This is a genomic window from Micromonospora sp. WMMD975 (assembly GCF_029581215.1).
GTDB lineage: Bacteria > Actinomycetota > Actinomycetes > Mycobacteriales > Micromonosporaceae > Micromonospora.
On record NZ_CP120739.1, the window covers coordinates 5,751,534 to 5,772,000 of the forward strand.

Annotated in this window: 16 protein-coding genes; 11 read left to right on the forward strand and 5 right to left on the reverse strand. The window is 72.2% G+C overall.

Annotated elements, in window-relative coordinates:
• Positions 1-5 precede the first annotated feature (5 nt).
• Positions 6-548 (forward strand): hypothetical protein, encoded by a 543-nt coding sequence (locus O7613_RS25580; RefSeq protein ID WP_282290401.1) that lies wholly within the window; start codon positions 6-8, stop codon positions 546-548.
• Positions 549-574: 26 nt separating this feature from the next.
• Positions 575-2,080, forward strand: a complete 1,506-nt coding sequence (locus O7613_RS25585) for an SPFH domain-containing protein (protein WP_281585817.1) — start codon at positions 575-577, stop codon at positions 2,078-2,080.
• Positions 2,081-2,139: 59 nt separating this feature from the next.
• Here O7613_RS25585 and O7613_RS25590 read toward each other — a convergent pair whose 3' ends face one another.
• Both O7613_RS25590 and O7613_RS25595 read right to left on the reverse strand, forming a co-directional pair.
• Positions 2,140-4,158, reverse strand: a complete 2,019-nt coding sequence (locus tag O7613_RS25590; RefSeq protein WP_282290403.1) for a S8 family serine peptidase — start codon at positions 4,156-4,158, stop codon at positions 2,140-2,142.
• Positions 4,159-4,319: 161 nt separating this feature from the next.
• A complete protein-coding gene (locus O7613_RS25595) occupies positions 4,320-5,789 on the reverse strand; it encodes a CCA tRNA nucleotidyltransferase (protein WP_281585815.1) in 1,470 nt (489 codons plus the stop codon).
• A 132-nt stretch (positions 5,790-5,921) separates the two neighbouring features.
• Between O7613_RS25595 and murJ the strand changes: the two genes are divergently transcribed.
• The 7 genes from murJ (at position 5,922) to O7613_RS25630 (ending at position 14,069) form a co-directional block, all read left to right on the forward strand.
• A complete protein-coding gene (gene murJ, locus O7613_RS25600) occupies positions 5,922-7,667 on the forward strand; it encodes a murein biosynthesis integral membrane protein MurJ (RefSeq protein ID WP_282290404.1) in 1,746 nt (581 codons plus the stop codon).
• A gap of 354 nt (positions 7,668-8,021) precedes the next feature.
• Positions 8,022-9,629 (forward strand): protein kinase family protein, encoded by a 1,608-nt coding sequence (locus O7613_RS25605; RefSeq protein ID WP_282290406.1) that lies wholly within the window; start codon positions 8,022-8,024, stop codon positions 9,627-9,629.
• On the forward strand, positions 9,626-10,330 hold the full coding sequence (gene sigM, locus O7613_RS25610) for an RNA polymerase sigma factor SigM (RefSeq protein WP_282290408.1): 705 nt from the start codon (positions 9,626-9,628) through the stop codon (positions 10,328-10,330). Before O7613_RS25605 ends, sigM begins: the two co-directional genes overlap by 4 nt.
• Positions 10,327-11,292: a hypothetical protein gene (locus O7613_RS25615; protein ID WP_282290410.1), complete on the forward strand. Its 966-nt coding sequence runs from the start codon at positions 10,327-10,329 to the stop codon at positions 11,290-11,292. The genes sigM and O7613_RS25615 overlap by 4 nt, the downstream gene beginning before the upstream one ends.
• Positions 11,293-11,436: 144 nt before the next feature.
• Entirely contained in the window at positions 11,437-12,390 is a 954-nt protein-coding gene (gene trxB / locus O7613_RS25620) for a thioredoxin-disulfide reductase (RefSeq protein WP_281585810.1), read from the forward strand.
• Positions 12,391-12,419: 29 nt separating this feature from the next.
• Complete coding sequence (trxA, locus tag O7613_RS25625; RefSeq protein WP_281585809.1) at positions 12,420-12,743, forward strand: thioredoxin; 324 nt, start codon at positions 12,420-12,422, stop codon at positions 12,741-12,743.
• 165 nt (positions 12,744-12,908) lie between these two features.
• Complete coding sequence (locus O7613_RS25630; RefSeq protein WP_282290412.1) at positions 12,909-14,069, forward strand: N-acetylmuramoyl-L-alanine amidase; 1,161 nt, start codon at positions 12,909-12,911, stop codon at positions 14,067-14,069.
• A 6-nt stretch (positions 14,070-14,075) separates the two neighbouring features.
• On the opposite strand, the gene O7613_RS25635 is transcribed toward O7613_RS25630, so the two are convergent.
• Positions 14,076-14,741: a GNAT family N-acetyltransferase gene (locus O7613_RS25635; RefSeq protein WP_281585807.1), complete on the reverse strand. Its 666-nt coding sequence runs from the start codon at positions 14,739-14,741 to the stop codon at positions 14,076-14,078.
• Positions 14,742-15,033: 292 nt separating this feature from the next.
• Between O7613_RS25635 and O7613_RS25640 the strand changes: the two genes are divergently transcribed.
• Both O7613_RS25640 and O7613_RS25645 read left to right on the forward strand, forming a co-directional pair.
• Positions 15,034-16,347 carry a PLP-dependent aminotransferase family protein gene (locus tag O7613_RS25640; RefSeq protein WP_281585806.1) on the forward strand — a complete coding sequence of 438 codons (1,314 nt, stop codon included), beginning with the start codon at positions 15,034-15,036 and terminating at the stop codon, positions 16,345-16,347.
• 7 nt (positions 16,348-16,354) lie between these two features.
• Positions 16,355-17,347 carry a D-alanine--D-alanine ligase gene (locus O7613_RS25645; protein ID WP_282290416.1) on the forward strand — a complete coding sequence of 331 codons (993 nt, stop codon included), beginning with the start codon at positions 16,355-16,357 and terminating at the stop codon, positions 17,345-17,347.
• Between the two features lie 80 nt (positions 17,348-17,427).
• Here the strand turns inward: O7613_RS25645 and O7613_RS25650 are convergent, their stop codons facing one another.
• Together O7613_RS25650 and O7613_RS25655 are read right to left on the reverse strand one after the other, a co-directional pair.
• A complete protein-coding gene (locus O7613_RS25650; RefSeq protein WP_282290417.1) occupies positions 17,428-18,390 on the reverse strand; it encodes a hypothetical protein in 963 nt (320 codons plus the stop codon).
• 1,022 nt (positions 18,391-19,412) lie between these two features.
• Positions 19,413-20,465 (reverse strand): ParB/RepB/Spo0J family partition protein, encoded by a 1,053-nt coding sequence (locus O7613_RS25655; RefSeq protein WP_282290419.1) that lies wholly within the window; start codon positions 20,463-20,465, stop codon positions 19,413-19,415.
• Positions 20,466-20,467: the final 2 nt, after the last annotated feature.

Sequence of the window (20,467 nt, forward strand, 5' to 3'; positions counted from 1 at the left end):
AGTGGATGTTGCACAACCCGGCTACCGTGCAGGTCGTGGCCACAGGGACGCTCATCTTCCTGATCATCGGCGGAGCCGGGGTCGGCGTGCTGACGCTCGCTCTGCTCGGCTCGGGAGTGCTGCACCTCGGCCAGCCGGACGTGGACGGGCCGGTGTCGCTGGAGGCGGTCGCCGGGTTCACCGGAGCGTTCGGGTTCGGCGCCGCGATCGTCAACGAGCTGCTCGGGGCGCGTACCCCCGGAATGATCGCGGCGGCGGTGGCCGGCGGCGCGCTCGCCGCCGTGCCCACCGCCTGGCTGGCGGCCCGACTGAGCCGCGCGGCCCGCAACATGCGCACCGATCCCACCCCCACCCGGGACCATCTGGCCGGCGCGGTCGGCCTGGTCGTGACCCCGATCCCCGCCAGCGGCTACGGCGAGGTCCGGGTGCGGCTCGCCGGCCAGCCGGTCAAACTCAACGCCCGTGCCGACCGGCCGCTCGCGGTCGGCGCCCGGATCTTCGTGGTCGAAGCACTGAGCGAAACCAGCGTGCACGTCGAGACCTACTGAAACCCTCAGCACAGACGGGAACCCCCATGCCCCTGCTCGTCGCCATCGGCGGCGCGGTCCTCCTCGCCGTCCTGCTCATCTTCTTCGTGCTCTCCCGGATCAAGGTGGCCGGGCCGAACGAGGCGTTCATCGTCACCGGCCGCAAGGGCCGGACCACCCAGACCGCCGAGGGCATCCGATCCACCGACATGTCCGGGCAGAAGGTCGTGCTCGGCGCCTCGGTGTTCGTGCTGCCGGTGGTCCAGAAGCTCCAGTCCCTCGACCTGTCCAGCCGGCGCATCGACGTCGGCATCCGGGGCGCGGTGAGCAAGCAGGGCATCCGCGCCGACCTGCACGGCGTCGCGATCGTCAAGGTCGGCGGCACCGAGGACGCGATCCGGGCCGCCGCCCAGCGCTTCCTGCACCAGCAGGACGAGATCGACAACTTCACCCGGGAGGTGCTGGCCGGCGCGCTGCGCTCGATCGTCGGCCGGCTCACCGTCGAGGAGGTCATCCGGGACCGGGCCGCGTTCGCCAGCGCGGTCGCCGAGGAGGCCGAGCACTCGATGACCAACCAGGGTCTGGTGCTGGACACGTTCCAGCTCCAGGACATCCTGGCCGAAGGGTCGTACCTGGCCGACCTGGGTCGGCCCGAGGCCGCCCGGGTGCTCAAGGACGCGGCCATCGCCGAGGCCCGCGCCCGGCAGGCCGCCGAGCAGGAACGGCTGCTCGCCGAGGAGGCGATCGCCGAGGCGAACCGCAACCTGTCGCTCAAGCAGGCCGGCATCCAGGCCGAGATCGACGCGGCGAAGGCGAAGTCGGCGGCGGCCGGTCCGCTCGCCCAGGCCGAGCGGGACCAGGCCATCCTCTCCGAGCAGCAGAAGGTGGCCGAGCGCAACGCCGAGCTGAAGCAGCGTCAGCTCGACACCGAGGTGCGCAAGCCCGCCGACGCGCAGCGGTACAAGGTGGAGCAGGAGGCCGAGGCCAACCGCAACGCGGCGGTGCTGCGCGCCGACGCGGAGCGGCAGGCCACCATCGCCGCCGCCCAGGCCGTCGCCGAGCAGTCCCGGCTCACCGGTGAGGGTGAGCGGGCCCGCCGCGCCGCGCTGGCCGAGGCGAACGCGATCGAGGGCGCCAAGGAGGGTGAGGCGGAGCAGCGCCGGCGTTCCGCGATCGCCGAGGCGGTCGAGCGGGAGGGCCAGGCCGAGGCCGCGGCCATCCTGGCGAAGGGCCAGGCGGAGGCCGACGCGATGGCCCGCAAGGCCGAGGCGTTCGCCGCGTACGGCGAGGCCGCGGTGCTGGACCTGCTGGTCAAGGTGCTGCCCGAGGTGGTCGGCGCGGCCAGCGCCCCGATCGGCGCGATCGACAAGATGACGGTCATCTCCACCGACGGCGCCTCGTCGCTCACCAAGTCGGTGGCCGGCAACGTCGCCCAGGGCCTCCAGCTCGGCAGCGACCTGACCGGCATCGACCTGGCCGGGCTGCTCGCCCGGCTGGGCAGCGCGCACACCAACGGCAAGACCACGGTGGACGGCAGCACGGTCAACCCGTGACGTACGACGGCGCCCGCCGGTTCCCGAGGGGAGCCGGCGGGCGCCGTGCGTGGTACGGGTCAGAGCGCGGCGAAGATGAACTTCTCGTCGGCGCCCAGGCCCAGGGTCTCGCTGTCCCAGTCGATGGTGCGGCTGGCGATCAGCTCGCCGCCGCCGGTGACCGCCTTGCCGTTGGCGTTCGCCCGCAGGTAGACCGAGCCGTCGGCGTTGTAGTCGAGGAAGTCGTAGACCTCCCAGTTGCCGATCTCCGTGCCCCGGGCGATAAGCGGCTTGTTGCCGGCGCTGTCCGCGGTCACGAACTTGTTGTTGACGAGCGCCCGCAGGCTGAAGAAGCCGTCACCGACGCTCACCACCTCGAACTTCTCCCAGGCGCCGACCGTGGCGCTGCGGGCGATCAGCGGTTTGCTGCCGGCGCTCTCCGCCGTCACGTAGCTGCCATTGGCCACCGCCTTGATGCCGACGACCGGGGCGGGCGCGTCGAAGTCGAACTTCTCGGCGGTGCCGATGGCCGCCTTGCTGGCGATCAGCGGTGAGGTGGCGCTCGGCGCGGTGACGTACTTGCCGTTGACCGCCGCCTTGAGGCTGACGCTGCCGTCGTTGTTGTCGGCGATCTGGAACTTCTCCCAGGCGCCGATGGTGTCGGCGCGGGCGATCAGCGGCTTGTTGCCGGCGCTGTCCGCGGTCACGAACTTGTTGTTGACGGTGGCGCGCAGCCCGTACAGGCCGTCGCCGGCGTCGACCACGTCGTACTTCTCCCAGGCGCCGACCGAGGTGCCGCGCGCGACGAGCGCCTTGTTGCCGGCGCTGTCCGCGGTGACGTGCAGGCCGTTGATCCGGGCCTTGAGCCCGTACGCGGACCGGACCGTGGCCGGGGTACCGACGTGCAGGAGCCGGTCGAGCGAGCCCATGGTGTCGTGCACCGCGCCGCTGACGCCGGTGGTGACGAGCGAGTTGCGCACCTGCTGCGGGGTCCAGGTCGGGTGTGCTTCAAGCGCCAGCGCGGCGGCGCCCGCGACGTGCGGAGAGGCCATCGACGTGCCGCTGAACGAGACCGACCCGTTCGTGGTGCCGGCCTTCGCCGACTCGATGGCCGCGCCCGGGGCGAACGTGTCCAGGCAGGGTCCCCAGTTGGAGAACCAGGCCCGGTAGTCGAGCCGGTCGGTGGCGCCGACCGTGATCGCAGCCGAGACGTTCGCCGGCGAGGCTGCGCAGGCGTCGCTCCAACTGTTGCCGGCTGCGATCGCGTAGGTGATGCCGGAAGCGATGGAGCGGGCCACCGCCTCGTTGAGCGCCGGGTCGTTGTCCCCGCCGAGGCTCATGTTGGCCACGGCCGGGCCGCTGGCGCGCCCGGTGACCCAGTCGACACCGGCGATCACGTCCTCACTGTCGCCCTCGCCCTCGCAGTTCAGCACCCGGACCGCGACCAGTTTGACGTCCTTGGCGACGCCGTACTTCGTGCCGCCGAGGGTGCCGGCCACGTGCGTGCCGTGCCCGTCGCAGTCCTGCGCGACGTCGTCGTCGATGGCGTCGTAGCCGTAGCTGGCCCGCCCGCCGAAGTCCTGGTGGTCGATGTCGATGCCGCTGTCGATGACGTAGGCGGTCACCCCGGCGCCCGTCGCCGAAAAGGTGTACGTGCCGTCGGTCTTCGGGCTCAGCTCGTCGATCCGGTCCAGCCCCCAGGGCGGGTTGGTCTGGGTGCCGGTGGCCGAGTAGCGCTGGACCTGCTGGACGAACTCGACGTCCGGGTCCGCGGCCAGGCGCTCGGCCTGCCGGCTGTTCATGCTGGCGGAGTAGCCGTTCAAGGCCTTGCCGAAGACCCGGCGGACGGTGCCGCCGTGCTCACCGGCCAGGGCCGACGCGGCGGACTTCACCCTGGCCGGGCTGACCTTGCCGTCCTTGAGGACGACGATGTAGCGGCCGGGCACCGCCCCGGCCGTGTCGGTGCCCCGGACCGGAGCCCGCTTCGGACCCGGGTCGGCCGAGGCGGCGCCGCCCGAGGCGGCGCAGATGATGGAGGTGGCGGAGGTGAGAGCGAGCCCCACCAGCGCGGAGCGGCGCAGCACGCCGTGACGTGACACTGAATAGTCTCCCCGTGTCCAGCGACCGTCCGATGCGGACGGGCGGGTGCGATCAGGACAGCCGCACCGTCGATCCGGGTGGGCTGGTGATGACCTTCATCATGCGGGAGACATCGACCGACACGCGTCAACCTTTCGGTCGACACGCCGCCGTATCGTCGTCACTCTCGGTCGAGGATGCCCTCGACGCGCGCCCAACGCAGCAACTCCGCCTCGGCCTCGTCGCGGTCCAGCGGCCCGCGCTCCAGGCGCAACTCCTTGAGGTGCTGCCAGGCGCGGCCGACCACCGGCCCCGGCGGTACGCCGAGCAGCTCCATGATCGCGTTGCCGTCCAGGTCGGGGCGGACCCGGGCCAGGTCCTCCTCGGCCGCGATCCGGGCGATCCGCTCCTCCAGCGCGTCGTAGTCGGCGGCGAGCTGGGCCGCCTTGCGACGGTTGCGGGTGGTGCAGTCGGAACGGGTCAGCTTGTGCAGCCGGGACAACAGGTCACCGGCGTCGGTGACGTACCGCCGCACCGCCGAGTCGGTCCACTCGCCCCGGCCGTACCCGTAGAAGCGCAGGTGCAGCCCGACCAGCTTGACCACCTGGGAGGTGACGTCCTTGGGATAGCGCAGCGCCTTCATCCGGGCCTTGGTGAGCCGGGCGCCGACCACCTCGTGGTGGTGGAAGCTGACCCGGCCGTCCGAGCCGACCGCCTTGGTGCCGGGCTTGCCGACGTCGTGCATCAGCGCGGCCATCCGCAGCACGAAGTCGCAGCCTTCGGACTCCATCGACATGGCGTTGGTGACCACGGTCAGCGTGTGCTCGTAGACGTCCTTGTGCTGGGCGTGCTCGTCGATGGTGAGCTTGAGACCGGTCAGCTCCGGCAGGAAACGCTCGGCCAGGCCGGTGTCGACGAGCAGGCGCAGCCCGGTCACCGGATCGGCTCCGCACAGCAGCTTGGTGAACTCGTCCCGGATCCGCTCGGCGGTGATCCGGTCGAGGTCGCCGGCCATCCGGGCCATCGCGGCGCGGACGTCGGGGTGGACGGCGAAGCGGAGCTGGGCGGCGAACCGGGCCGCGCGCAGCATCCGCAACGGGTCGTCGCGGAACGATTCCTCAGGCGTGCCCGGGGTACGGATGATCTTCGCGGCGAGGTCGGCCAGGCCGCCGTACGGGTCGGTGAACCGGTGCTCCGGGAGGCTCACCGCCATCGCGTTGACGGTGAAGTCGCGGCGCTTCAGGTCCTCGGTCAGGCTGGTGCCGTACCGCACCACCGGGTTGCGGCTCACCTGGTCGTAGACCTCTGCCCGGAAGGTGGTGATCTCCAGGTTGAGGCCGTCGCGCTGGCAGGCGATGGTGCCGAACTCGCGGCCGGTCTCCCAGATCGACTCGGCCCAGCCCCGGATGACCTTCACGGTGTCGTCCGGGTGGGCGTCGGTGCAGAAGTCCAGGTCGTTGCCGAGCCGGCCGAGCAACGCGTCCCGGACCGAACCGCCTACCAGGTGCAGTTCGTGACCGGCTCGGGCGAAACGCCGGCCCAACTCGTCGGCGACCGGGGAGACGCGGAGCAGTTCGGCGACGGCGTTGCGCTGCGCGGCGGTCAGCTCGGGGCGAGCGGCGGCGGAAGCGGCGGCGGAGGCTTCGGACATGGGATCGCCAGCCTATCGGTCGCGGGGTGGATCGACCGCGCCGGGCGTGGGTAACGGGCCGAGGTTGACTAAGGTTCCGGTTGTGCGGGGTCGGCGGGGCCGGGCTCCGACGTACCCCTTGGAGGCTGGGAGATGAGCGGCGGCGGGCTCTACCGCAGCGCGAACGCGCACGACGGCGGCCTGCCGCCGGACGACGGCGCCACCTTCATCTCGGCGGAGCCGCTGAACCAGCCGGGCGTCGAGGCGGTCGCGCCGCCCCAGGAGGTGGTCGCCGAGACCAGCGCCGCCGCGAACAGCGCGGTGATGGCGGTCGGCAGCCTGGTCAGCCGGGGTACGGGGTTCATCCGCAACCTGATGATCGGGGCCGCGCTCGGTGGCGCGCTCGTCGGCGACGCCTACACCACCGCGATCTTCCTGCCGAACCAGGTCTACGAGTTCCTGCTCGGCGGCGTGCTCACCAGCGTGTTGATCCCGGTGCTGGTCCGGAGGCGCAAGTCCGACCCGGACCGGGGCGAGGCGTACTCGCAGCGGTTGCTCACGCTCGCCGTGCTGGCGCTGGCGGCCGTCGCGCTGATCGCCATGGCCGGGGCCTCGGTGCTCACCGCCATCTACGCGGGCGGCAAGGACCAGGACTACCAGGGCCTGGTCACCGGACTGTCGTACCTGATGCTGCCGATGCTGTTTTTCACCGGCGTGAGCGCGCTTATCGCCGCGGTGCTGAACACCCGCGGGCACTTCGCCGCGCCGATGTGGGCACCAATCCTGAACAACCTGGTGGTCATCGCCGTCTGCGGGATCTACATCGCGGTCTTCGGCGCCAAGATCATCCAACCCGGCGAGATGAGCTGGGAACGCGTCCTGCTGATCGGCGGCGGCACGCTGCTCGGCGTCGCGGTCCAGACCGCCGGGCTGCTGCCCGCGCTGCGCAAGGTCGACTTCCGGTGGAAGTGGCGGTTCGACTTCCGCGCGCTCGGCCTGGCGGAGCTGGCCCGGCTCGGCGGCTGGATGTTCTGCTACGTCGGGGTCAACCAGCTCGGTCTCTTCGTCGTGGTCAACCTGCTCACCCGCGCCGCCGGGGGCAAGAACGCCGGTCTGCTGATCTACAACAACGTGTTCCTGCTGCTGATGATGGCGCACGGCATCATCGCGGTCTCGATCATCACGGCGCTGATGCCCCGGATGAGCGCGTCCGCCGCCGAGGGCCGGTTCGCCGACGTCACCGCCGACCTGTCCCGCGGCACCCGGATGGTCACCGCGGTGCTGGCCCCGATCGCGGTCTGCTACGCCGTGCTGGCCGGGCCGATCTCCGTGATGGTGTTCCGCTACGGCGCCTTCGACGGCGACAACGCGGTGGCCACGTCGACGGTCCTGCTGGTGGCGGCGCTCGGGCTGGTGCCGTTCGCGGTCAGCCAGCTCTTCACGTTCGCCTTCTACGCGCTGCCGGACACCCGCACCCCCGCGCTGATCAACATCCCGGTGGTGATCCTGCGGGTGCTGCTCCAGGTGGGCCTCTTCCTGATCTTCTCGAACACGTTCGCGGCGGCCGGGATGATGCTCGGTAACGCCGTGTCGTACCTGGCCGCGGCGATCATCTCGGCCATGCTGCTGCGGCCCCGGGTGGGCCGGATCGGGCTGGGCCGGATCATGAAGACCCTCGGTCGGGTGGTGGTGGCCGCGCTGGGCGCCGCACTGGTCGGGGTGCTCGTGGTCGCGGTGCTCCCCGGCGACCCGGAGGGCCTGAGCCGGCTGGCCGCGGCGGTCCAACTGGTGATCGGCGGCGCGGTGATCGGCGGTACCTACCTCGGGCTGGCCATGCTGCTGCGGATCGGTGAGATCACCGAAGTGGTGGGGATGGTGCGGCGGCGACTCGGGCGCTGAAACCATCGGTGACCGACGGTGAACGAGGATCACCAGGTTGGGGATACGGCTGTGGATAACTCGGAATTCCGCCGTCCAGTGGACCCCTCGGCCTGTGGATAACCAACCGTACGGACGAGGGTGCCCCGGCTGAGAGGGGGAAACCACGGGCACGCCACACCGGTACGCCCCTACGTCGATCACTTGCCGTCAACCTCTAGATTGGCGGTGCGTGTCCGCGTGACTGGCTTGTCGCCGGCCGCAGCGGGAAGATGACATGTCGGAGAACCGGGCATCCCGGGTAAGGTCGCTCTCGACGGGTACGTCCGGCGTCGCCGACCGTGCCGGTTCCACCGAAGCCAGAGCGGGAAACACATGCCCAGCAGCACGGGTCCATCGATCGACACGATCACCGAGGGAGGACGGGTGACCCAGGTCGGCGAGGGTCAGGAAGCGGAGGAGACCTCTCCCGCGGTCGTGACCCTCGGTGCTCCCACCGTCGGTGAGCTGCTCGCCGAGCGCTACGAGCTGGTCGAGCACATCAACAACGACAGTGCCGGCCGGCTGGTCTGGCGCGGGGTCGACGTGGTGCTGCGCCGTCCCGTCGCGGTGGTCCTCCGCTACCCGGGCGGTGACTCCGCCACCGAGATGCTCCAGGCCGCCGTCGCGGCGAGCCGGGTCATCCACCCCAACCTGGTCGGCGTCTACGACGCGATCGACGAGGACGACCGGGCGTACGTGGTCCGCGAGTGGGTGGACGGCCAGTCGCTGCGCGAGATGGTGGCCGCCGACGGCCCGCTGGACCCGGCCCGCGCGACCGCGATCGGCAACGCCGTCGCCAGCGCGCTCGCCGCGGTGCACGCCACCGGCATGGTGCACGGCAACCTCCACCCCGGCACCGTCATGATCAGCGACGACGGCCGGGTGGTGCTGGCCGACGCACGCACCGACGGGGCGGACAGCCAGGAGAACGACCTGCGGGCCGTGGGCGGCGTGCTCTACTTCGCCCTGACCGGCCACTGGCCGCACGGCGAGGCGCCGTTGCACGGCGCCACCGCGGGCCACGGCCGGGCCGCTCTCCCCGACGCGGTCCGGGACGCCGGCGGTGGCATCGCCGCGCCGCGGCAGGTGCGCGCCGGCGTGCCCGCGTACCTCGACGACCTCACCATGGACCTGCTCGACCCGGAGATCGCCCCGCCCTCGTCGGACGTGCTGTCGGCGGAGCTGAGCCGGCTGGACATCCCGGCCGACGAGCAGTTCCTGGAGCAGGCCGGTCCGCTGCGTTTCACGGCCGAACCCGGCGAGGAGCCGTCGCCGCTGGCCGCGGCCGGTGGCCGCAAGGTCGCGCTGGGCATCGCCGGCCTGCTGGCGGTGGCCCTGGTCGGGCTGCTGGTCGGCATCAGCGTGCTCGGTGGTGGCGACAGTGACAAGGAGCCGGTGGGCCAGCCGTCCAGCAGCGCTCCCGCCGAAGGCGGCAACAGCGAGCCCGCGACGCCGGCCGCCCGCAAGCTCGTCATCCAGGACGTCCGGATCATCGACCCGGACAGCAGCAAACGGGACGAGCTGAACGACGTCGAGAAGGTGATCGACGGCGACTCCGACAAGGGCTGGGAGACCGACACCTACACGGCGGCCAAGTTCGGCAACTTCAAGAAGGGCATGGGCGTCTGGGTCGACCTGGGCGCGCCCCGCACGGTCAAGTCGCTCCAGGCCACCCTGTCGACCTCCGGCGCCTCGGCCGAGCTACGCGCCGGCGCCAAGGACTTCCCGTCCACCTCGCAGGGCGACAAGGACCTCGTCGCGGCCTACTCCACCGTGATCGGGCAGCCGTTCGAGGACTCCGGCACCACCATGATCTTCAACGGGTTCGACCCGGCCCAGAAATACCAGTACCTCCTCCTCTGGATCACCGAGCTGCCGAAGAAGGACGACGGCAGCGGCTGGAAGGTAGGGGTCCAGGAGATCACGGTCCAGGGCTCGTGAGCCGTACGCCGGCGATCCACGACGGCCCGCCGGCCGGTTCCGACCTGGAACTGCTCCGGGCCCACGTCGCGGGCGACCGGGACGCCTTCACCGAGCTGTTCCACAGGCACCGCGACCGGCTCTGGGCGGTGGCCCTGCGGACGATCGGTGACCGCGAGGAGGCGGCCGACGCGCTCCAGGACGCGATGCTGTCGGCGCACCGCGCCGCGGCCCGGTTCCGGGGCGACTCGGCGGTGACCACCTGGCTGCACCGGATCGTGGTCAACGCGTGCCTGGACCGGATGCGGCGGCGGCAGACCCACGCCACCGTCCCGCTGCCGGACGGCGCGCACGGCGACGGGGGACGACACACAGGTGGCGTGGAACCGGCCGCGCCGGTCCCGGACCACGACACCGCGCTCGTGGTCCGGCAGGCGCTCGCGGCCCTGCCGGCGGAGCAGCGGGCCGCGCTGGTCCTGGTCGACGTGCAGGGCTATCCGGTGGCCGAGGTGGCCCGGATCCTCGGTGTCGCCGAGGGGACGGTGAAGAGCCGGTGCGCCCGCGGCCGTGCTCGGCTCGCCGTGCTCCTGGGGCACCTGCGCACCGGGTCCGACGACGCCCCGGACGTGCCCCGCGTCACCGCGGGGAACCACCGGCCGTCCCAGGGCGTCGGATCCTCGTCGGGACGTGCCCGGCCGGACGCCAGCCAGGAGGAGCCGTGAGTTCCCGGGAGTTCAGCGAGGTCGACCACGACCTGCTCGCCGACTATCTCGGCGGGGCGCTGGAGGGCACCCCCGAGCAGGCGACGGTGGCCCGGCTGGTCGAGCGGGACCGGGCCTGGGGAGCCGCGTACGCGGACCTGACCCGCGCACTCGACCTGGTGCACGCCGACCTGGCCGGCCTCGCCGGGGCGCCCGCGCCGGAACTGCCGGCGACGGTTGCCGAGCGGATCACGGCCGCGCTCGCCGGCGCCGGCCCGGCCGCCGACCACAGGCCCACCCCGGTGGACCGGGACGGAACGCGGGTCGTCGTACCGGCGCAACCGGGCCGGGCCACCCGCCCGCCCGGGGCGGCGACCCAACCCGAGGGGCACACCGGGCCGGGGCGACGCTCGCGGCGCTGGGCCCGGCTCGCCGGGCCGGTGGCGCTGGCCGCGGCCTCGGTCGCCGCCGTGGGTCTCGGCGTCGGCCGGCTGGTCGACTCGGGCGGCGACAGCGGTACGGCGGACCGGACGGCCGGCGAGGCGGCGCCGATGGCCGCCGCGCCGTACCGGACCACCGGACCGGCCCTACACAGTGGCGCCGACTGGACCCCGGAACGCCTCGCCGGCGGCAACTCGCCGAAGGCGAACCGGCCGGAGGTCGCCGGCCCCTCGGATGCCTCGGCGGCCGGCGGCGCGGACGCGCCCCGGACGAACCAGAAATACCGCCTCGGTGAGGTCGGCGGACTGGACCGGCTCGACCGGCCCGAGGCGCTGGCCGCCTGCCTGACCGCGATCGGCGTCGAGCACGGCGGCGCTCCGCTCACCGTCGACCTGGTCGACTACGCCCGGTTCCAGGGCCGCCCGGCGCTCGTGGTCACGTTCTCCGACGCCGGTGGCACCCGCTGGGGGTGGGTGAGCGGCCCGGAATGCGGTGTACCCGGGTCCGGCGCGGACACCCGCTTCCGTACGCGGGTAGGGTGAAACCGCGGTCACCGGCTTGTCCCGCGACGTGACGTGACCCACCGGATGACCGGCTCGGGAATCCCCCCTTCGTACGATGACGTTCTGCAAGTCAGTTGTCGGCGTCGCTGAGTCGCCGGCGAACACACACTTCGGGAGACGGCAGTGGACGAGGTCCGCAACCTGATCATCATCGGCTCCGGCCCGGCCGGCTACACCGCGGCGGTCTACGCCGCGCGCGCCAACCTCAAGCCGCTGGTGATCGAGGGCGTGCAGTCCGGTGGCGCGCTGATGACCACCACCGAGGTGGAAAACTTCCCCGGCTTCGCGGACGGCATCCTCGGCCCCGAGCTGATGGACAACATGCGCAAGCAGGCCGAGCGGTTCGGTGCCGAGTTCCTCACCGACGACGTGACCCGGGTCGAGCTGAAGGACACCGGCGAGATCGGTTCCGACGCGGTGAGCACCGTCTGGGTGGGCGAGACCGCCTACCGGGCGCGGGCGGTCATCCTCTCCACCGGCTCGGCCTGGCGCCCGCTGGGCGTGCCGGGCGAGCAGGAATACCTCGGCCACGGCGTGTCGTCCTGTGCCACCTGTGACGGCTTCTTCTTCCGCAACCAGCACATCGTGGTGGTCGGCGGCGGCGACTCGGCAATGGAGGAGGCGAGCTTCCTCACCCGCTTCGCCGAGTCGGTGACGATCATCCACCGCCGCGACTCGTTCCGGGCCAGCAAGATCATGGCCGAGCGGGCGCTCGGCAACGAGAAGATCAAGGTCGAGTGGAACACCACGGTCGAGGAGATCCTCGGCGACGACGGCAAGGTCAGCGGCGTACGCGTGCGCGACGTGCACACCGGCGAGACCAAGGTGCTCGACGTCACGGGTGTCTTCGTGGCGATCGGCCACGACCCGCGCAGCGAGCTGTTCCGCGGTCAGGTGGCACTCGACGACGAGGGGTACGTGCAGGTGCAGGCGCCGAGCACCCGCACCAGCCTGCCCGGCGTCTTCGCCGCCGGCGACGTGGTCGACCACACCTACCGGCAGGCCATCACGGCGGCCGGCACCGGCTGTGCCGCCGCGCTCGACGCCGAGCGTTTCATCGCCACCCTGCAAGACTGAAATTTTTCCGGTTCGGAGGAGGGTTCATAGTGGGAGCAACCAAGGCGGTCACGGACGCGAGCTTCGCGGCCGACGTGCTGAAGTCCGACAAGCCGGTTCTGGTCGACTTCTGGGCGGAATGGTGCGGTCCGTGCCGCAAGGTCTCGCCGCTGCTGGAGGAGATCGCGGGCGAGATGAGTGACCAGGTCACCATCGTCAAGCTCAACATCGACGAGAACCCCGAGACGGCCCGCACCTACCGGGTGATGTCCGTGCCGACGCTCACCATCTTCAAGGACGGTGAGCCGGTGCAGTCGATCGCCGGCGCCAAGCCGAAGGGTGAGCTGGTCAAGCTCATCGAGTCGGCGCTCTGAGCCGCACCCGACACCGCCGGAGCCCTCGTCACCCCACCCGGGTGACGAGGGCTTCGGCGTCCTGACCTGCGCGAAGACGAACCCTGAGGGTAACCGGCCACGGTACGCTCCGTAGGCGTCCGCCGGAGCTCCGCCTCCGCCGACGCCCGTACAGAGGGGGTCGTCGTGCGTCCGATCCGACCCGGTGACCGAGGCCCCGCGGTGGCCGAGGTCCGCACCGTCCTCGCCGGCCTGGAACTCCTCCCCGCGGACGGCCGGGCCGACGCCTACGACGCCGAGACGGAACGCGCGGTCCGCGCCTTCCAGCAGTCCCGCGGCCTCAGCGTCGACGGGCGCGTCGGCGCGGAGACCTGGCGGGCGCTCGACGCGGCCCGCTGGCGGTTCGGCGCCCGCGCCCTCTACCACGCCGTGCCCGAGCCGCTCACCGGCGAGGACGTCCGGTCCCTCCAGGAACGCCTGCTGGAAATGGGGTACGACGTGGGCCGCGCCGACGCCATCTACGGCCTGCGCACCTCCCGCGCGGTGGCCCAGTTCCAGCGCGAGATGGGCCTGAAACCGGACGGCGCGTGCGGCCCGCACACCGTCAACGCGCTGCGCCGCCTCGGCCGCAAGGTGGTCGGCGGCCGGCCGCAGTGGCTCCGCGAGTCCGACGCCATCCGCCAGGCCGGACCGACGCTCGTCGGCCGGACCGTGGTGATCGACCCGGGCCACGGCGGCACCGACCCCGGCGTGGTGGTGCCCGACGGGGCGCTGCGCTGGAGCGAGGCCGACCTCGTGCACGACCTGGCCAGCCGACTGGAGGGCCGGCTCGCGGCGGCCGGCGTACGGGTGCAGCTGACCCGGGGGCCCGCGCCCCGGACCTGCCTGCCGGACGCGGACCGCGCCCAACTCGCCAACTCGCTCAGCGCCGACGTGTTCATCTCCCTGCACACCGACGGGCACGCCAACCCGGAGGCCGACGGGGTCGCCACCTACCACTACGGCACCGACAACGGCGTCACCTCGGCCACCGGGGAACGCCTGGCCGGGCTGGTGCAGCGGGAAATCGTGGCCCGCACCGGGCTGCGCGACTGCCGCACCCACGCCAAGGCGTGGGACCTGCTCCGGCTCACCCGGATGCCGGCGGTCCGCGTCGAGGTGGGTTACCTGACCTCACCGGACGACCGGAGCCGGCTCGTCGACCCCCGGTTCCGGGACCGGGTCGTCGAGGCCATCGTGGCCGGGGTGCAGCGGATGTACCTGCCGATCGAGCGGGACGTGCCGACCGGCTCGATCGACGTGAGCGAGCTGCGGGCGGCCGTGGCCGCCGGCACCGTGGTCGACTGAGCCGGGTCAGCTCATCGAGCGGGTGGCGGGCGCCGGACGGACCGGCCGCAGCAACGTTTCCGGGCTCATCGACCCGAGGAGCTTCTCCAGCGCGTACTCCACGTCGGACTTCCAGCTCAACGCGGTACGCAACTCCAGCCGCAGGCGCGGGTAGCGCGGATGCGGGCGGACCGTCTTGAAGCCCACCGACAGGAAGAAGTCGGCCGGCGCGACGCAGGCCCGGACCGGCCCGTCCCCGTCGTCGCCGAACTTCGCGTCGCCGAACGCCTCGATCGCCTTGATGCCGCGCTTGGTGAGATCCCGGGCCACGCCCTGCACCAGCATCCGGCCCAGGCCGCCGTCGGCGAAGGCGGGGACCACGTGCGCCGTCATCAGCAACGCCGCGTCCGCGGAGACCGGCGACGTGGGAAAGGCCATCGAACGCGGAACGTACGCGGGCGGCGCGTACATGACGAAACCGGCAGGCATGCCGTCGACGTAGACCAGCTTGCCGCAGGAACCCCACTCCAGCAGCGTCTGGGAGACCCAGGCCTCCTTCTCCAGCCCGGGGTCACCGGCCGCGCAGGCCCGCTCCGCGGAGACCGGATCCAGCTCCCAGTAGACGCACCGCCGGCAGGATCCGGGAAGGTCCTCCAGGGTGTCCAGGGTCAGGCTGACCAGACGTCGCGACATGAGCGCACCCCACCCAACAGTATCGGAGCGCCGGCCACCGCGGTGTCCCGCCGCCCTCGTGCTCCCGACGAGCGATCGTACGCCCCCGCCCGGCGCTACGGGAGTGGAACGCGCGGACACCCACGCCACCGGCGGACCGCGGTCCGGGATGTGGACGTGTCCGGATGGTGGGGTTCCACCCCGGTCACCTGCGACTACGATCGACCAATCGGCCGCGCGCCGCCATTGGACGCCGGCATCGCGGGTACCACACCGGGCGGCAGCCCCGCCGACACCCGACCGAGGTGATGTCATGACCGGCACGACGCTCGACGACTACACCGACCGGTACGCACGGCGCGTCCGGGGGATGACCGCCTCCGAGATCCGGGCCCTGTTCGCCGTCGCCAGCCGGCCGGAAGTCGTCTCCCTCGCCGGCGGCGCCCCCTACATCGCCGCGCTGCCGCTCGACGCGGTGGGCGAGATGCTCGGTCGGCTCGGCGCCGAACACGGCACCACCACCCTCCAGTACGGCATCGGTCAGGGCACCCTCGAGCTGCGCGAGCGGATCTGCGAGGTGATGTCCCTCTCCGGAATCGACGCGTCCTGCGGCGCCTCCCCGGAGGACGTGGTGGTGACCGTCGGCGGCCAGCAGGCGCTCGACCTGGTCGCCCGGCTCTTCCTCGACCCGGGCGACGTGGTGCTCGCCGAGGGCCCGACGTACGTCGGCGCGCTCGGGGTGTTCCAGGCCGCCCAGGCCCAGGTGGCACACGTGCCGATGGACGACGAGGGCCTCATCCCGGAGGCACTTGAGGTGGCCATCGCCGACCTGGCCCGCGCCGGCCGGCGGGTGAAGTTCCTCTACACCATCCCGACCTACCAGAACCCCACCGGCGTGACGTTGAGCGAGGAGCGGCGGGAACGGGTGCTCGACATCTGCGAACGCGCCGGCCTGCTCGTGGTGGAGGACGACCCGTACGGTCAGCTCGGATTCGAGGGCGAGGCGCCCGCGCCGCTGCGGGCCCGGCGGCGCGACGGCGTCTTCTACCTGGGCACGTTCTCCAAGACCTTCGCCCCGGGCCTGCGGGTGGGCTGGATCCTCGCCCCGCACGCGGTCCGCGACAAGCTGGTCATCGCCAGCGAGGCGCAGATCCTCTGCCCGAGCGGTTTCGCGCAGGCCGCCGTCTCCACCTACCTGGGCACCATGCCCTGGCGGGAGCAGCTCAAGATCTACCGGGAGGTCTACCGCGAGCGCCGGGACGCGCTGCTCGACGCGATGGCCGACCTGATGCCGTCCGGCACCACCTGGACCACGCCCGGCGGCGGCCTCTTCGTCTGGGCGACCCTGCCCGACGGACTCGACGCCAAGGCAATGATGCCGCGGGCCGTCGCCGCCCGGGTCGCGTACGTGCCGGGCACCGGCTTCTACGCCGACGGCACGGGCACCGGCAACATGCGGCTCAACTTCTCCTTCCCGCCGCCCGAGCGGATCCGGGAGGGCGTCCGCCGGCTGTCCGGGGTGATGGAACAGGAGATCGCCATGCGGAAGGTCTTCGGGGCGGTCGCCGGCACCGGACCGCGCCGGCGGCAGGGCGGCTCCGACGCGCCCGGTCCCGACTTGGCATGATGCCCGCATGGCCGTCAGCCCTGCCACACCCGTGACCGATCCCGCCGCCGACGAGCTGCACGTGCTGGTACTCGCCGGCGGCCTCTCCTATGAGCGGGACGTGTCGCTCCGCTCCGGCCGCCGCGTACTCGACGCGCTGCGCACGGTAGGTGTGGAAGCGGAGCTGCGCGACGCCGACATCGCGCTGCTGCCCGCACTGACCGCCGACCCACCGGACGCGGTGGTGATCGCCCTGCACGGCGCCACCGGCGAGGACGGCTCGCTGCGGGGTGTGCTCGACCTCTGGGACGCGCCCTACGTCGGCTGCGACGCCCGTTCCTCCCGGCTGGCCTGGGACAAACCGTCGGCCAAGGCCGTGCTGCGCGAGGCCGGCATCCCCACGCCCGACTGGGTGGCGCTGCCGCACGACCGCTTCTCCGAGCTGGGCGCGGTCGCCGTCCTGGACCGGATCGTCGACCGCCTCGGCCTGCCGTTGATGGTCAAGCCGGCGCAGGGCGGTTCCGGCCTGGGCGCCGCCGTGGTCCGGGAGGCCGCGTCCCTGCCGGCCGCCATGGTCGGCTGTTTCGCGTACGACCAGACGGCGCTTGTGGAACGCTACGTGCCCGGGATGGACGTGGCGGTCTCGGTGCTCGACCTGGGCGAGGGCCCCCGGGCCCTGCCCCCGGTCGAGATCGTGCCCCGCAACGGCGTCTACGACTACGCCGCCCGCTACACGGCCGGCCGCACCACCTGGCACGCGCCTGCCCGGCTCGACGACGCGACCACCACGCGGCTGACCGAGGTGGCGCTCGCCGCGCACACCGCGCTCGGCCTGCGCGATGTCTCCCGCGTCGACCTGATCGTCGACGCGGAGGGCCAGCCGCACGTGCTGGAGGTGAACGTCTCTCCCGGCATGACGGAGACGTCGCTGCTGCCGCTGGCCATCCAGGCGGCCGGGCTCGACTTCGGCCGGGTCCTCGGCACCTTGGTGAACCGGGCCGCCGCCCGCCGCTCGGCCTGACTCTGCCGGGTCGCCCGCCCTCAGCCGGGTCGCCCGCCCTCTAGCCGGAAGCGGCCGCCCTCAGCCGGAAGCGGCCGCCCTCAGCCGGCGCTGCCTGGCCCGGACGCCGTGGGGCGCCCGACGGCGTTGGGCGTCGTCCCGTCGTCCTCGCCGGTGGCGCGCTCCGCGCTCGTGTTCGCGTCCTCGGACGCGGACTCGTCGTGCCGCGCGCGCCCGCCACGGTCGTCCGGGTCCGGGACGTCCTCTCCGCTGGCGTCCTCGGCGTCTTCCTCCGCCCGAGCGCGGCCGTCGTCGGACGGGTCGTCGTCGGTAGTCGACCCGTTCTCCGTGTCCCCTACGGTCTCCACCGCTTCGGCCGGATCGGATTCCGGAATCTCGTCCGCTGCCTCGATCACCGAGGCGGCTTCCTCCTCGGGCTCCTCGGCCGCGCTCTCTGACGACGGCGAGGAAAGGCTCGACGGCGCCTGCCACTGGATGCGCGGCGGTTCCGCGAGCGGGCGACCACCGAACTCGGCGAGCCACGCGGCCACCATGGCGAGGTTCTCCCGCCACCGTTCCTCGGAGATCGGCGGCAGGATCGAGTCCCACAGCGACAGGAACGTGCCCCGCAGCTGCAACCGCCCGTAGGGCCGGGCCAGGAACCACATGTGCAGGTGCGCGGAGCCGTCGCCCCACCGGTTCACGTGTACGCGGGCCACTCCGTCCAACGAGCGGATCGCCCGCTCCAGGCGGACCGTCATCACGCCCAGCTCGGCGGCCAGCAGATTCGGCAGGTCGCCGAGGTCGAGGTGGGAGCGGGACTCCAGGATCAGGACCATCGGTAGCCCGGTGGGCCGGTCCATGGTGCGGACCCGCCAGCGCTCACCGACCCAGATGTACGCCTCGTCGGGCGCATTGCAGGCGGTGCACTCCCGGTCCGCCTCGCCCCGGCGAGGAGGTTCGACAGGTACGGGGTCGTCGAGCTGCTTGACGCGGATATCGCCCTCGAACGGGAAGGAGGGCCACTGGGTGAAGTCCGGGACTGAGGGAGGGGTGTCCTGCACGACGCTGACCCTAACCGAGTTGGCGACGCCTGTCCCTACCCGCACCCGCTGCGGATCGGCTCGGGGCCAGACAAATCCACAGCGGTTGTCCACCGAGTTGTCCACAGGGTGCCGAGATCACCACCACAGCGCGTCATCCACAGCTCAGCAAGGGTTTCCGCGAGTTGTTTCACGTGAAACGACGCGGCCCTGTGGACAACCGCTGTGGATAACTTCCCGGGCTTCCCCGGTGCTGGCTCTTCTGTCCAACGACTGAGCCGCCGATCCGCATCGGGGCGGCCCCGACTTTGTTTCACGTGAAACGCGCGGCGCTCCAGGCTCGTGTTCACGCCTCCCACTCGCTCAGCAACCGGAGGACAGGTGCGGAAAGCTGAGCCTTGATCCACTCCACCACGCCGAAGTCGTTGCATCCTGGGGGATCGGGGTGCAGCCACTTCCCGAGCCGGTGTGGATCACCTGGCGGGAGTGTCGGTTCCGAACGGCAGGCCCCACATAGCTGCCGGCCGGATGGCGTCCATGCCGATGCGGCCCTGAGCCATACCCCTATCCAGGACGGTGGGCACTCCTTCGCTCGTCGGTCACAAGCACCGGGCGGGGCAGGCCCCGACTCGACGGCTCGCTGATCCGCCCTACGACGGCTGGACACGCATCCTCACGCCTCGCCGGCCCGGCCGCGCGAGAGCTGGGCCGGCTCCCCGCAGCGGCCCGCCCACGCCCCTTTGACTGCACCTGCCGTCGCCCCCGGCAACCCCAGCGGCACTCCGCATGTCCCCGCCCGGCCACACCAGTGGCTCGGATACCGCCGATGCGCGAGGCCGCTGGCGACGGCGACGGCGCGTCGCTGAGAGTAGGAGAAGACCCACGACACCCGCACGGCTCGCCTTCGTTTCACGTGAAACGAAGGCGCCCCCGCCCGGTATGCGGTCGAGCCATCGAACCGGCAGGTACCGGGGCATCGGACCGGAACGGCACCGGCCGCACCCCCTTGCGGGCGGCGCGGCCGGGACGGCGGTGCGGGACAACTAGCCCTCGGGTTGTTCCTCCTGGCCCACCCCGATGATGCCGACGATCCGCTCCAGGTCGTCGACGGTCGCGAACTCGATCGTGATCTTTCCCTTGCTCCGGCCGATGTCGACCTTCACCCGGGTGTCGAACCGGTCGGAGAGCCGGTCCGCGAGATCGGAGAGTGCCGGGGCGTGGGCCTTGGTCCGACGTTGGGCGGCAGGCGCCTTTGCCGGCCCCTCAGCGAGCGCCAGAGCCACCAACTCCTCGGTCCCGCGTACCGATATGCCCTCGGCGACGATCCGCGTGGCGAGCTTCTCCTGGGACTCGGAGTCGTCGAGGCTGAGCAACGCCCGGGCGTGACCGGCGGAGAGCACCCCGGCGGCGACCCGGCGCTGCACGGCGCCGGGGAGGTTCATCAGCCGGATCGTGTTGGAGATCTGCGGCCGGCTGCGGCCGATGCGCCGCGCCAGCTCCTCGTGTGTGGCCCCGAACTCCTCCAGGAGCTGCTGGTAGGCCGCCGCCTCTTCGAGCGGGTTCAGGTTGGCGCGGTGGATGTTCTCCAGCAGGGCGTCCCGGAGCATCGCGTCGTCCTTGGTGTCCCGGACGATGGCGGGAATGTTCTCCCGGCCGACCGCCTGGGCGGCACGCCAGCGCCGCTCGCCCATGACGAGTTCGTACTTCTCCTCGTCGAGCTGCCGGACGACGATCGGCTGGAGGAAGCCGACCTCCTGGATCGAGGTCTTCAACTCCTCCAGCGCCTCTTCGTCGAAGACGTGTCGGGGCTGCTTCGGGTTCGGCACGATGGCGTCGACCGGGATCTCGGCGAAGCGGGCGCCGGGCACCGGGCTCAGCTCGTACCCGGACGCGGGCTCGGGCTCGGCGGCCGGGGCCGTCCCGCCGCCTCCGACCGCACCGGTCACGGCGGCGGTCGCGCCGGCGACCGCAGGAGCCGGAACGGTCGTACGAGCGGTTTCCCCCTCGCCGGTCGCCGGATCGGTGCCCGGTGCCGGCCCGGTGGGGATCAGGGCGCCGAGCCCTCGGCCCAGACCGCCCCGAGGACGGTTCTTCATGC